Genomic DNA, 12,759 nt, shown 5'->3' with positions numbered 1-12,759 from the left:
CCCGTGGACTAGGGTCGGGCGCGTGATCGACATCGTGGCGTCCGGGGTCCTCTTCGACATGGACGGGACCCTCGTCGACTCGACCGCGGTGGTCGAGGCGACCTGGACCCGGTTCGGGAACGCGAACGGCATCGACCCCGACGAGATCCTCGCGTTCTCGCACGGGCGGCAGGCGATCGACACCCTGCGGCGCTTCCTGCCCGACCTGCCCCTGGCCGAGCAGCAGCGGATCGCGGCGGAGCTCGTGGCCGAGGAGACCGCGAGCACCGAGGGCATCCTCGAGATCCCCGGCGCCGTCGCCTTCGTGCAGCGACTCGTCGAACTCGGTGTCCCGGTGGCCCTCGTGACCAGCGCCCCGCGTGACCTCGCCGCGGGCCGGATGGTGGCCGCCGGGTTCGCCGTGCCCGAGGCCTTCGTCCCCTCGGAGGACGTCGAGCACGGCAAGCCCCACGCCGACGGCTACCTGCGCGGAGCTGCCCTGCTCGGCGTCGACCCGACCGACTGCGTGGCGTTCGAGGACGCCCCGGCCGGACTCGAGTCCGCCATCGCCTCCGGCGCGACCACGGTCGTCGTCGGGCCCCTCGAGCACCCGGTGACGGCCGGCCTGCACCGGGTCCACGGGTACGACGGCCTGACCGTCGAGCGCGACGGTGACGCCTTCCGCATCCGCGGCTGAGCGCGGCGCCCGTCCTGCCTGGCGCGTCGGCCCGCCGGCTGGTCAAGACGCCCCGCCCGGCCTGCGCCCAGTGGCCAGGAACCGTCGGTTGTGCCGCCGCCAGCCGACGTTTTGCGACCGCGCGGCGGACGTGAGCGGGGGGTTGCGACCGGCCGGGTGGCGGCCTGGAGGCCCGTGGCGGGCCGGCACCGTGCCTCCAGGCCGACTGTGGGCGCGTCCACGGCGCCTCGCCCGTCGGTCAGGACACCCCGCCCGGCCTGCGCCCAGTGGCCAGGAACCGTCGGCTGCGCCGCCGCCAGCCGCCGCTTCGTGACCGCTCGGCGGACGTGAGCGGGGTGTTGCGACCGGCCGGTGGCGGCCTGGAGGCCCGTGGCGGGCCGGCACCGTGCCTCCAGGCCGGCCGTGGGCGCGTCCACGGCGCCTCGCCCGTCGGTCAGGACTCCCCGCCCGGCCTGCGCCCAGTGGTCAGGAACCGTCGGCTGCGCCGCCGCCAGCCGACGGTCCACGACCGCCCGGCGGACGTGAGCGGGGTGTTGCGACCGCCCGACCGCCCGACCGCTCGACCGCCCGACCGCCCGACCGCCCGACCGGACCCCCCCACCCGCCCCTGCACGCCTGCCCAGCCGACGCCGACGACCCTCGGGTGTGCGGCCGGAACGACCGGGCCGCGGAAGGAGCGATCATGGCAACCCTCGACGGCAAGAAGATCCTCGTCATCACGACGAACTACGGCGTGGAGCAGGACGAGATCGTCGTCCCCACCGAGCAGCTGCGTGAGCGCGGTGCCTCGGTGACCGTGGCGGCGAAGGAGACCGGCACGATCCAGACGCTGGTCGGCGACAAGGACCCGGGGCAGACGCTCGAGCCGGACACCACCATCGCCGGTGTCGACGCGAAGGACTTCGACGCCCTCGTGATCCCCGGCGGCACCATCAACGCCGACACGCTGCGACAGGAGTCCCGCGCCGCGACGCTCGTGCAGGCCTTCGCCGAGGCGAGCAAGCCGGTCGCGGCGATCTGCCACGGTCCGTGGACCCTCGTCGAGGCGGGCGTGCTGTCGGGCAAGACCGTCACGTCCTTCCCGTCGCTGCAGACCGACCTGCGCAACGCCGGAGCCGAGTGGGTCGACCAGGAGGTCCAGGTCGACGGCGGCTTCATCACCTCCCGCACCCCGGACGACCTGCCGGCGTTCGTCGACGCGATCGAGAGCGCCCTCACCGCCTGAGCACTGCGCCGACGAGCGTCTCGCCGCTCGGCGACCGCGTCAGCCGAGCGCCACGGGGCGGGCCGTGCGGAGCACCGCGGGTCCGAGGGTGAGCACACCGTCGGACTCTGGGTCGCACCGCACGCCGCCCCGACCCCGCATCGCCCGGAACGCCCCGGGTGCCACCTCGTGGTCCATCCAGGCGCAGGGGTTCGCCGCGCGGTAGCCACGGAACCGGACCGGTCCGTCACCCGTGTCCGGCGTCACGCTCTCCAGCGAGAACGGCTCGCCCCGCAGTGCCTCGACGTCGGCGCCCCGCAGGAACACGTTCCGGCGGGTCGCAGCGGGGTCGACGGTGGCGCCGATCGCCTGACCGACGGCTTCGAGCCCCTCCAGGCCGATCACCGTGACCGAGGCGTGCACGTGCGCCCGGGCCGCGAAGTACCGGTCGCCGACGATGCCCAGCCCGGCCCGCAGCTCGATCCGGTCGCGTGACTCGTCCGGATCGTCCGCGGCCATCGGCAGCGCGCCGTCGGCCGGGCGCCCCTCGTACCGGTGCCGCGGTGAGACGAGCAGCAGCGCGACCTCGACCTCGGTCCGGAACGGCAGGTCGTCGAGACCGGCCACGTCGTCTGCGGAAGTCACGCGGCCAACGCTAGCCGGGCCTCCCGGCCGTGCGCTGCTCCGTCCGATTCCCGCCAGTCGACGTCGGCGGCCCATGTCAGGCTGAGCCCATGACCACCCCGGACACCGACGTGCAGCCCGACGCGCTGCACGCCGAACGGCACCGCGCCGTCGCCTCGCGCGACGCGCGCTTCGACGGCCAGTTCGTCACCGCCGTGCACTCCACCGGCATCTACTGCCGGCCCAGCTGCCCGGCCCGCACGCCGAGGGTCTCGGGCGTCACCTTCTACCGCACGAGCGCCGCAGCGCACCTGGCCGGCTTCCGCGCCTGCAAGCGCTGCCTGCCGGAGGCGACCCCCGGCAGCCCCGAGTGGGACCTGCGCGAGGACGTCGCCGGCCGGGCGATGCGGCTCGTCCTCGACGGTGTCGTCGAGCGCGACGGCGTGCCCGGGCTCGCCGCGCGGGTGGGCTACTCGGAGCGGCAGCTCAACCGCATCATGACGGCCGAGCTGGGCGCCGGGCCGAAGGCGCTCAGCCGGGCGCACCGGGCGCAGACCGCGCGGACCCTGCTGACCTCGTCCGACCTGCCCGTCGCCGACGTCGCGTTCGCCGCGGGGTTCGCCAGCGTCCGACAGTTCAACGACACCGTTCGCGAGGTCTTCGCCGTCACCCCGACCGAGCTCCGCGCACGCCGGTCCGGGGGAGTCGACGGTGCCACGGACGGCGGCGACGGCGCACTCCGCGTCCACCTGCCGGCCCGGGCACCCTTCGACGCGCAGGGCCTGCTCGACTGGCACGCGCTGCACGCCCTGCCGGGCACGGAGCAGGTGGACACCGACCCCGCCGGCCGCGTCACGTCGTACGGGCGGCTGGTCGACCTGCCGGGAGGCCCGGGCTGGTTCACCGCGTCGGCCGCCGTCCCCGACGTGGCCGGGCGGGGCACCGGGATCGACCTGCGCGTGCGGGTCGCCGACCTCTCCGACCTGCCGGCCCTCGTGGCGCGTGTCCGGGCACTGTTCGACCTCGACGCCGACCCTGTCGCCGTCGACGCCGTCCTCGGGGCCGTGCCCGAGCTCGCCGGACCCGTCACCCGGGTGCCCGGTCTCCGGCTCCCCGGCGCGGTGGACGCGCACGAGATCGTGTTCCGCACCCTGATCGGGCAGCAGGTCTCGGTGGCCGCGGCGCGCACCGCGCAGACCCGGCTCGTGGCCGCACTCGGAGCGACGGTGCCGGACGCCATCCGGCCCGGCGGGCTGCTGTTCCCGTCCGCGGCGGTGATCGCCGAACGCGGGCACGAGGTCCTGCGTGGCCCGGCCGCCCGCGTCGACACGATCCTGCGGGTGGCCGCCGCGCTCGCCGACGGGTCCCTGGTGGTGGACAGTGGGCAGTCCCTCGGTGACCTGCGCGACGGACTGCTCGCGGTGAAGGGCATCGGGCCGTGGACCGCCGACTACGTCGCGCTGCGGGTCCGGCACCACCCCGACATCTTCCTCCACAGCGACCTCGCCGTGCGGAACGGTGCACAGGAACTCGGGCTGCCCGGTACGGCGCGTGAGCTCTCCCTATGGTCGGAGCAGGTGGCCCCCTGGCGGAGCTACCTCACGATGCACTGCTGGCGACCGATCATCGACCGCGCGATGACCGCGACCGCCGGCGCCCGTGCAGCGCGTGCCCCCGAGGACCCCCGGAAGGACGACCGATGACCGACGCAACCATCCAGACCCTGGACACCCCCGACGGGCCGTTCACCGTGCTCGAAGACGCCGAGGGCAGGGTCCTCGCCTCCGGGTGGACCGACTCCGTCGAGCGGATCCTCGCCCGCCTGGCCGACCGCCACCGCCCCGACCGCGTGCTCGACGGCGTGGTCGCCTCGGCCGAGGCCGTCGACGCCTTCTACTCGGGCGAGGTCGAGCACGCCATGCAGGTACCGGTCCGGCAGTTCGGCACCGAGCTCTTCACCGAGGGGTGGCGCCAGCTCCGCCGGATCCCCGCCGGCGGCACCCTGACCTACACCGGGTTCGCGGCGGCGATGGGCCGGCCCGACGCGGTGCGGGCGGCGGCGAGCGTGTGCGCCCGGAACGCCCCGGCGCTCTTCGTCCCGTGCCACCGGGTGCTGCGCTCGGACGGCACGCTCGGGGGCTTTGCGTGGGGCCTCGACGTCAAGCGCTCCCTGCTCGAACGGGAGTCAGTCGGCACCACGGCACTCGTCTGATTTGTACAAAACACTCTAGAATGTACAGGTGAGCGAAGTGTCGATCTCCGAAGCCCGTGGCCGTCTGGCGTCGATCATCGACGACGCCCGTCACGAACCCGTCTACTTGACCCGGCGGAACAAGCGCGTCGCTGCCGTGGTCGACGCGGCCGTCCTCGACCGGTTGCTCGAGGCGGCGGAGGACCTGGACGACCTGGTCGCCTACGACGAAGCCGTCGCCGAGAGTGCCCGCATCGGTGGCGAGAACGTCAAGTGGGACGACCTCAAGCGCGAACTCGGCCTCGGGTGACGTACTCGGTCGAGGTCATCCCGGCCGCGCAACGCGTCATCCGCAAGCTCCCGCTCGACGGACGGCGGCGGATCGAGGGGCTCCTCGCGATCCTCGCCGAGCACCCCCGGCCACCCGCCGCACGCAAGCTCGTGAACCGGCCCGGATGGCGAGTCCGCTCGGGGGACTACCGACTGATCTACCGGATCGACGACGGCAAGCTCGTCGTGGTGGTCGTCGACGCTGGGCATCGGCGCGAGGTCTACCGGGACCGCTGAGCCGGCAGCCGTCAGCCGTCAGCCGTCAGTCGTCAGTCGTCAGCCGATCGCGCCGCGCAGGCTGTCCACGTGCAGCTCGACGAGCGCCAGGACCCGCTCCGGCGCACGTGCCGTCGGGTCCCACGTGTGCTCGATCGCCAGCCCGTCGATCAGCGCGTGCAGCCGGTCCGCCTCATCGGTCAGGTCGCGATCGGCACCGAAGCTGCCGTCCTCGCGCAGGATCTCCAGCGCCCGGGTGCACACCCGGCTGACCCCGTCGTTCAGGCGTCGGGCGCTCGCGGCCAGGTGTTCGTCGGTGCGCGCGAGCACGCCGAGCTGCACCTGCGCCAGGATCTCGGTCGTGCGCTCAGCGTCGAGCGGCAGCACCTGGGCGAGGACGTCCAGTGCGAGCGCACGACCCGTCGAACGCAGGGCGGCGAGCCGAGCGGTGACCCGTTCCTCGATGATCGTCAGGCAGTGCTCGCGCAGGGCGTCCTGCGTCGGGAACACGCGGCGGAGTGACGCCGGGGCGATGCCGGCCTCGTCCGCGACGTTCCGCACGGACAGTGCGCTGAGGCCGTCCCGCTCCAGGATCCGCAGGCAGGCCGCGGCCACCAGGGATCCCCGTTCCTCGAGGTCGACACGGCGGGGCACCGGGTCAGCCTACGGCCGGCTCGACGCGCTGGCCGGGTCCGCGGCTGCGGTGGTGACTCGGCGTGGCCAGATCGTGTAGCTGATCGCCCACAGCAGTTCGACGCCCAGGACCACCCCGAGCAGTGCGACCGTGCCCTGCAGTTCGTCCGTGCGCTCCGGGTCGCCGACGACGAGGACGAGTCCGCCGATGATCCCACCGGCGATCAGCACGGCGAGCCCGGTCCGCAGCACGTCGCCCCAGCACCGGGCCGTGTACCGCCGTCCACTCAGGCGTTCCGGTGCCGGACCGCCGGCGAACCGGTGCGTGAACCGGACGTCCGCCCACGCGATCATCCGGTGCCCGTACGCGACCGAGAAGCCGATGTAGATCGCCGCGAGCCCGTGGTGCCACGACGCGGTCCCACCGCCGAGCAGGTCGACCGTGACGACCGCGAGCAGCACGACGTCGATCACGGGTGCCGCGACGAGCATCGCCGCACCCGTCCGCGGCCGTCGCAGCAGGTACCGGGTGGTCAGGCCGCCGAGGATCGCGACCCAGAAGGCGATCTCGCAGGCGACGATGGCGATGAGTGTCATGGTTCCCCGTGCAGTGGCGGTGATCGTGTGAGTACAGGTGTACTCAAACAGCATGGCACGGCGACAACCCCGGTGTCGAGCGACGGGGTTCTGCCCCTGGAAGCGGGGGGAGACACGGGCTTCCACGCCTGCGACACTCGGAGGACCGGTAATCCGCACGGTCCCCTCCGAGGCCCGACGCATCGCCGTCGACAGCTCGCAAAGGACCCCATGCTCCCTCCAGTCGACCGAACGGTCGTCTCCTCCGACGGCACCACCATCGCCGTCTCCGAGGCGGGGGACGGGCCGGCGGTCGTCGTCGTGGGCGGTGCCTTCGACCACCGGGGGACCCCGTACCTCGACCGCGTGGTCGCCGAGCTCGGCTCGACCCACCGCGTGGTGACCTACGACCGCCGTGGCCGTGGTGCCAGCGGTGACTCCGCGACGTGGGCGATCGAGCGCGAGGTCGACGACCTGCGCGCCGTCGTCGAGAGCATCGGCGCACCGACCACCGCCGTCGGCATCTGCGTCGGCGCCGGCGTCGTCCTGCACGGGCTCGCCACCGGACTGCCCGTCGACGGTGCAGTCCTGTGGGAACCGCCGTACCGCGCCTCGGTCGACCCCCACGCCGACGACGTCGTGTTCGCCGACCTGCTCGACGAACACGTCGGTGCCGGCCGCCGGGCCCAGGCCGTCCGCGGGTTCCTGACCCAGGTGCTCGGGGTCCCGATGGGCCAGGTCACGGCACTGCGGCTCAAGGGGTCGCTCTGGCGCTCCCTGGTCGTCGACGCCCACGTGCTCAGCCGCGAGGTCCGTGTGCTGAACGGCCTCGCCGTGCCCGAGCGCGTCGCTGCCGCAGTGGGGGTGCCGGTGCTCGTCGGCGCCGGTGGCGACGGACTCGAGTGGATGCGTCGTGCTGCCCGCGCCCTCGTCGACGCCGTGCCCGGTTCGGAGTACACCGAGGTGCCCGGGCAGGGACACGTCCCCGCCCCGGCGGCCCTCGGAGCCCTGATCGACCGCGTCCGGAGCCGGATCGTCTCGCCCAGCAGCTGACTGCGAGAGGATGGGCGGGTGAACGCACCCCGCCTCGGTCTCCTGCTCGACGTCGACGGGCCCATCGCCAGCCCGGTCTCCCGCACCATCGCGATCCCGAGCATCGTCGCGGACATCGTCGCGCTCGCCGCCGAGGGCATCCCGATCGTCTTCAACACCGGACGCAGCGACGCGTTCATCCGCTCCGAGGTCGTCGGCCCGCTGCTCGCCGGTGGCCTCGCCGAGGGCGGGCGGGTCCACGCGGTCTGCGAGAAGGGCGCCGTGTGGTGCTCGATCGGTCCGCAGTACGACGGCGGCATGGGCGAACTGACGGTCGCCGAGGACCTCGCGCTGCCGCGGGACTACGCCGACGAGATGCGCGAGCTGGTCCGCGACGAGTACGCCGACCTGGTGTTCTTCGACGAGACGAAGCGCGCCATGGTGTCGATCGAGCAGCGTGTCGAGGTGCCGAACGCCACCTACCTGGCCCGCCAGCCGGAGTTCGACGCGAAGGCCATGGCCGCGCTCGAGCGTCGCGGGCTCGGTGTCCGCCGACTCGACGACGTCCGCCCCGACGCCGACGGCGCCGTGCAGTGGCGCATCGACCCCACGATCATCTCGACCGACGTCGAGTCCGACCGCAGCGGCAAGGACCTCGGGGCCGAGCGCTCGCTCGAGCTCCTCGGGCAGGACGGCGAGCTCCCGGTCACCTGGCGCACCGTGGGGGACTCCCGCAGCGACTACGCCATGGCGGACTGGCTGCACGCCCACGGCCACGAGGTCGCCCACGTCGACGTCCGTCCCGCCGACGGGGTGCCGACCACGCCGTACCCGGTGCTCACGGCCCCCGACGGCGTGATCCACGACGAGGCCGGCGCCCGGTTCCTGGCGGACTGGCGCGCCGGCCGCTGACGCGACCACAACCGCACTCCGCAACCGCACTCTGCGACCGCACTCCGCAACCGCACCCCGCCGTCGCGCCGCGGCCCTGGACGCACCGTCGGCCGACCGAGCGGTGCGTGCCGGACCGGTGCCGGGCCTCCTGGCCGTCGACGGACCCGGCGACCGTCCGGGCGGACGCTTTGCGTGACACAGTGGTACACCAGTACCCTTCCGAGGTCCGCCGCCAGCCGATGACGGGATCCACCCCATGGCAACGAAGCTCCGCATCAAGTCGATCGAGGCCTCCCTGGCCGACTCCGAGGAGCAGGGCAGGTCCCTGAAACGCTCCCTGAAGACGTTCGACATCGCCGCGATGGGGATCGCGGTCGCCGTCGGCGCCGGCATCTTCTCGGTCGGCGCGAACGCCGCCGCGAACTTCGCCGGGCCCGGCGTCATCATCTCCTTCCTGCTCGCCGCCGTCACCTGCGGCCTGGCGATCATGTGCTACGCCGAGTTCGCGTCGACGATCCCCGTCGCCGGCTCCGCGTACACGTTCACCTACGCCACGATGGGTGAGCTCCTCGCCTGGATCGTGGGCTGGGACCTCATCCTCGAGACCCTCACGGCCAGTGCCGTGATCGCGAAGTACTGGGGCATCTACCTCAGCGAAGCGTTCAAGGTGTTCGGTGTCGGCCTGCCGAGCACGACCCAGCTCGGTCCGATCCCGTTCACCTGGGGTCCGGTGCTCATCGTCGGGATCTTCACGGTGCTCCTCGCCTTCGGCACCCGCCTGTCCTCGCGGGTGTCGGCGGTCATCACCGTCATCAAGGTCGCCATCGTCGTGTTCGTCATCGTCGCCGGTGCGTTCTTCGTCAAGGCCGCCAACTTCACCCCGTTCATCCCGCCGGCCGAGCCCGCCAAGGGCGCCGAGGGCAGCGTCTGGACCCAGTCGCTCGTGTCCTGGTTCACCGGTGCCGAGCCCGCCCAGTACGGCGTCTTCGGCCTGCTCGCCGCGGCGTCCCTGGTGTTCTTCGCCTTCATCGGCTTCGACGTCGTCGCCACGAGCGCGGAGGAGACCGAGAACCCCCAGAAGACGCTGCCGCGCGGCATCTTCATCGGCCTCGGCATCGTGACCCTGCTCTACGTCGGCGTCAGCATCGTCATCACCGGCATGGTGTCGTACCAGCGCCTGGCGGAGGAGAAGACGCCGTCGCTGGCCTCGGCGTTCAACATCGTCGGACTGCCGTGGGCCGCCGGCATCATCGCCATCGGCTCGCTGATCGGTCTGACCACCGTCGTCATGGTGCTGCTGCTCGGCCTGTCCCGCATCGTCTTCTCGATGAGCCGCGACGGCCTGCTGCCCCGCTGGTTCTCGAAGACCAACCCGAAGACGCAGACCCCGGTCCGCGTGCAGGTCGTCGCCGGTGTCGTCGTGGCGCTGCTGGCCGGGTTCACCGCGGTCGACAAGCTCGAGGGCATGATCAACATCGGCACGCTGTCCGCGTTCGTCCTGGTGTCGATCGGCATCGTGGTGCTGCGCCGGTCGCGGCCCGACGCCCCGCGGGCCTTCCGCGTGCCGTGGTCGCCGGTGCTGCCGATCATCTCGGCGGTGCTGTGCTTCTGGCTGATGCTGAACCTCGAGGTCGAGACCTGGCTCCGGTTCGTCGTCTGGCTGGTCATCGGCTTCGTCATCTACTTCGGCTACAGCCGTCGCCACAGCCGCGTCGGCCAGCGCATGCAGTAGGGCGGTTCCGCAAGACACCGGTGTTCGCACGTTGCACACCCGCACAACGCGGTTCGACGTGTGGACACCGGTGTTTTGCTGCCCGCCGCCGCCGCGCGCCGCCGCGCGCCGCTACGCGCCGACGAGCAGGAGCGCGCCGAACGCGAGCATCACGACGGCGACCAGCCCGTCGAACACCCGCCACGTCAGCGGCTTCTCGAACAGCGGCCGCAGCAGGCGTCCGCCGAACCCGAGCGCACCGAACCACAGGCAGCTCGCCGTGACGGCACCGATCGTCCAGAGCCACCGGTCGTCCGCGCCCTGCTGGTTCGCCACCGACCCGAGGAACACCAGCGTGTCCAGGTAGACGTGCGGGTTCGCCCACGTGAAGACGAGCATGGTGAGCACCGCCGTCCGCATGGTCACCACCTGGCCGGGAGGCGCGGTGCGCGTCCGCCCCGCCGCCACCGTCGCGCCGGTGGTCGCGCCGACCCCCGCGCCCGCGCCCGCGCTGGCGCCCACCACGCCGTCGTCGGCCGCCTCGTCGGCCACGCGCATCGCGTCCCCCGAGGGCCGCAGCGCACGCCGTGCCGCGAGCACCCCGTAGGTGAGCAGGAACGCGGCACCGACGAACCGGACCACCAGGAGCGCCACGGGGAACCGTTCGACCACGGCGCCGACCCCGAGCACCCCGGCGACGATGAGCAGCGCATCCGAAGCGGCGCACACCACGACGGCAGCGGCCACCACCCGGAGCCCGGCGCTCACGGCGAGGCGCAACAGGTAGGTGTTCTGCACACCGATCGCGACGATCAGTGCGAGGCCGGTGCCGAGGCCGGAGAGCAGGGGCAGGAGCGTGGTCACGGTCCGACGCTAAGGCCCGACCCCGGTGTAGTACAGCTCACGTTCCTGCAGCGCCGTAAGCTCAACTGCATGACCCGGTTCCAGCGCGAGCACCTCGAGACGCTGCTCGCCGCCGTCGACCACGGCACGCTCGACGCGGCGGCCCGCGCGCTGGCGATCACCCCGTCGGCGGTGTCGCAGCGGATCAAGTCCATGGAGCAGCAGGTCGGTCGGGTCCTGCTCCAGCGCACCACCCCGGTGCGCCCGACCGCGGACGGCGCAGTGGTGCTCCGGCACGCACGGCAGGTCCGGCTGCTCGACGAGGAGACCTCCCGAGCACTCGGCGGCGGATCATCTGTGGTGCCGTCGATCCCGCTGGCCGTGAACGCCGACTCGCTCGGCACCTGGTTCCTCGACGCCCTCGCCCTCGTCCGAGCCGACACCGAGGTGGTCTTCGACCTGCACCGCGAGGACCAGGACCGCACCGCCGAACTGCTCCGCGCCGGCACGGTGATGGGTGCCGTGACGGCCGAGGCGGATCCGGTGCAGGGCTGCTCGTCGGTGCCGCTCGGCATCGACCGGTACCGGGCGGTGGCGTCCCCGGCGTTCGTCGCCCGCTACCTCGGCGACACCGGCACCGAGCGGCGGATGCTCCGGCGGCTCGACGAGGTCCCGCTCGTCGACTACGACCGCGACGACGACCTGCAGCAGGGGTACCTGCGGCAGGTCCTCGGTCACGCTCCCGGAGGCCCGCGCCACTTCGTCCCGACCTCCGCCGACTTCGCCCGTGCGGTCACGCTCGGGTTCGGGTGGGGGCTGCTGCCCGAGGCGCAGTGCCTCGAGGCGATCGACCGCGGCGTCCTGGTCGAGCTGGCCCCCGGTCGGCACGCCGACGTGGCGCTGTGGTGGCAGCGCTGGAACCTGGCGTCACCGCTCCTCGAACGGGTCACCGACGCCGTCCGTGCGACCGCCTCGTCGCGCCTGCACCCCGCGCGTCAGGTCTGACAGCGCGGACACCAGTAGGTGTCGCGCAGGGTGAGTTCCGAGTCGCCGAGTTCGCCGTGCCGGATCGGGGTCCCGCACCGCAGACACGGCTTGCCGGCACGACCGTAGACCCAGAAGCGTCGCCCCGGGCGGTCGACGCCGGTGGTGACGCGGGCACTGCGGTCACGGTTCGCCAGGATCAGTCGGCTCGCGAGCGTGATCGTCCGCGCCGGGTCCGGCACCTGCCCGACCGGACGCGTGGGCAGCACACCGCGCAGGAAGCAGAGTTCGTTCCGGTACACGTTGCCGAGCCCGGCGAGCACCCGCTGGTCGAGCAGTGCCAGCCCGACCGGGCGCTCGGGGTCCTCGGTGAGGTTGGCGAGCGCCAGGTCGGCGTCCCAGTCCGGGCCGAGCAGATCGGGCCCCAGGTGTCCGACGACCTCGGACTCCTGGTCGCGCGGCACGACCTCGAGCACCCCGAGGGCGAAACCGACGGTGGAGACCCCCTCGGCGTCCAGGATCGCCCGGGCCTGGTGCGCAGGGCGTCGCCAGCGGTCACCGGGCGCGTAGACGTCCCACCGGCCCTCCATCTTCAGGTGCGAGTGCACGGTCAGGTCGCCGATGCGGTGCAGCAGGTGCTTGCCGCGGGGGACGACCTCGTCGACGGTGCGGCCGACCAGGTCGAGCGTCGCGAAGGCGGGGACCCGGAAGTCGCTCTTCGTCAGGACCTTGCCCGCCAGCGCGGTGTGCAGGCGGCGGGCAGCCCGGTAGACGGTGTCGCCTTCAGGCACAGGTCACCTCCGACGGGTGCGCGCAGCCCGTCCGGGCGGCACGGGTCGCGTCCG

15 protein-coding genes are annotated in these 12,759 nt (G+C 73.0%); 10 read left to right on the top strand and 5 right to left on the bottom strand.

The features are described 5' to 3' along the window. Positions 1 to 22: 22 nt before the first annotated feature. Together ABRP24_RS02680 and ABRP24_RS02675 are read left to right on the top strand one after the other, a co-directional pair. Positions 23 to 676, top strand: a complete 654-nt coding sequence (locus tag ABRP24_RS02680; protein ID WP_349847652.1) for an HAD-IA family hydrolase — start codon at positions 23 to 25, stop codon at positions 674 to 676. Positions 677 to 1,358: 682 nt separating this feature from the next. After that, positions 1,359 to 1,901, top strand: a complete 543-nt coding sequence (locus tag ABRP24_RS02675) for a type 1 glutamine amidotransferase domain-containing protein (RefSeq protein WP_071245566.1) — start codon at positions 1,359 to 1,361, stop codon at positions 1,899 to 1,901. Between the two features lie 39 nt (positions 1,902 to 1,940). Here the strand turns inward: ABRP24_RS02675 and ABRP24_RS02670 are convergent, their stop codons facing one another. Continuing rightward, on the bottom strand, positions 1,941 to 2,525 hold the full coding sequence (locus ABRP24_RS02670) for a molybdenum cofactor biosysynthesis protein (protein ID WP_349847653.1): 585 nt from the start codon (positions 2,523 to 2,525) through the stop codon (positions 1,941 to 1,943). An 89-nt stretch (positions 2,526 to 2,614) separates the two neighbouring features. Here ABRP24_RS02670 and ABRP24_RS02665 point away from each other — a divergent pair, with 89 nt between their 5' ends. The 4 genes from ABRP24_RS02665 to ABRP24_RS02650 are packed head-to-tail and all read left to right on the top strand — an operon-like array spanning position 2,615 to position 5,262. Beyond that, positions 2,615 to 4,207 (top strand): AlkA N-terminal domain-containing protein, encoded by a 1,593-nt coding sequence (locus ABRP24_RS02665; RefSeq protein ID WP_349847654.1) that lies wholly within the window; start codon positions 2,615 to 2,617, stop codon positions 4,205 to 4,207. Continuing rightward, a complete protein-coding gene (locus tag ABRP24_RS02660; protein WP_071245560.1) occupies positions 4,204 to 4,716 on the top strand; it encodes a methylated-DNA--[protein]-cysteine S-methyltransferase in 513 nt (170 codons plus the stop codon). Before ABRP24_RS02665 ends, ABRP24_RS02660 begins: the two co-directional genes overlap by 4 nt. A gap of 28 nt (positions 4,717 to 4,744) precedes the next feature. After that, complete coding sequence (locus tag ABRP24_RS02655) at positions 4,745 to 5,005, top strand: type II toxin-antitoxin system Phd/YefM family antitoxin (protein WP_027466775.1); 261 nt, start codon at positions 4,745 to 4,747, stop codon at positions 5,003 to 5,005. Next, entirely contained in the window at positions 5,002 to 5,262 is a 261-nt protein-coding gene (locus ABRP24_RS02650) for a type II toxin-antitoxin system RelE/ParE family toxin (protein WP_017885834.1), read from the top strand. Before ABRP24_RS02655 ends, ABRP24_RS02650 begins: the two co-directional genes overlap by 4 nt. 39 nt (positions 5,263 to 5,301) lie before the next feature. On the opposite strand, the gene ABRP24_RS02645 is transcribed toward ABRP24_RS02650, so the two are convergent. Further along, positions 5,302 to 5,895, bottom strand: a complete 594-nt coding sequence (locus ABRP24_RS02645; RefSeq protein ID WP_138802081.1) for a TetR/AcrR family transcriptional regulator — start codon at positions 5,893 to 5,895, stop codon at positions 5,302 to 5,304. A 9-nt stretch (positions 5,896 to 5,904) separates the two neighbouring features. Beyond that, complete coding sequence (locus tag ABRP24_RS02640) at positions 5,905 to 6,471, bottom strand: hypothetical protein (RefSeq protein ID WP_349847655.1); 567 nt, start codon at positions 6,469 to 6,471, stop codon at positions 5,905 to 5,907. Positions 6,472 to 6,681: 210 nt separating this feature from the next. On the opposite strand from ABRP24_RS02640, the gene ABRP24_RS02635 reads away from it, so the two are divergent. The 3 genes from ABRP24_RS02635 (at position 6,682) to ABRP24_RS02625 (ending at position 10,108) form a co-directional block, all read left to right on the top strand. Continuing rightward, positions 6,682 to 7,503 carry an alpha/beta fold hydrolase gene (locus tag ABRP24_RS02635; protein WP_051597007.1) on the top strand — a complete coding sequence of 274 codons (822 nt, stop codon included), beginning with the start codon at positions 6,682 to 6,684 and terminating at the stop codon, positions 7,501 to 7,503. Between the two features lie 18 nt (positions 7,504 to 7,521). Continuing rightward, positions 7,522 to 8,394, top strand: coding sequence for a hypothetical protein (locus tag ABRP24_RS02630; protein WP_349847656.1), 873 nt, complete (start codon positions 7,522 to 7,524; stop codon positions 8,392 to 8,394). 238 nt (positions 8,395 to 8,632) lie between these two features. Continuing rightward, positions 8,633 to 10,108 carry an amino acid permease gene (locus tag ABRP24_RS02625; RefSeq protein ID WP_349847657.1) on the top strand — a complete coding sequence of 492 codons (1,476 nt, stop codon included), beginning with the start codon at positions 8,633 to 8,635 and terminating at the stop codon, positions 10,106 to 10,108. 111 nt (positions 10,109 to 10,219) lie between these two features. Here the strand turns inward: ABRP24_RS02625 and ABRP24_RS02620 are convergent, their stop codons facing one another. Then, entirely contained in the window at positions 10,220 to 10,951 is a 732-nt protein-coding gene (locus ABRP24_RS02620) for a LysE family transporter (RefSeq protein ID WP_349847658.1), read from the bottom strand. 69 nt (positions 10,952 to 11,020) lie between these two features. On the opposite strand from ABRP24_RS02620, the gene ABRP24_RS02615 reads away from it, so the two are divergent. Then, complete coding sequence (locus ABRP24_RS02615; RefSeq protein ID WP_110859461.1) at positions 11,021 to 11,935, top strand: LysR family transcriptional regulator ArgP; 915 nt, start codon at positions 11,021 to 11,023, stop codon at positions 11,933 to 11,935. Here the strand turns inward: ABRP24_RS02615 and ABRP24_RS02610 are convergent. After that, positions 11,926 to 12,705: an Fpg/Nei family DNA glycosylase gene (locus tag ABRP24_RS02610; RefSeq protein ID WP_110859462.1), complete on the bottom strand. Its 780-nt coding sequence runs from the start codon at positions 12,703 to 12,705 to the stop codon at positions 11,926 to 11,928. The two genes, ABRP24_RS02615 and ABRP24_RS02610, sit on opposite strands and share 10 nt — an antisense overlap. Positions 12,706 to 12,759: the final 54 nt, after the last annotated feature.

Source organism: Curtobacterium sp. WHRI 8282 (assembly GCF_040223925.2).
GTDB classification, from domain to species: Bacteria; Actinomycetota; Actinomycetes; order Actinomycetales; family Microbacteriaceae; genus Curtobacterium; species Curtobacterium flaccumfaciens.
This window is presented reverse-complemented; position numbering and strand designations above follow the sequence as displayed.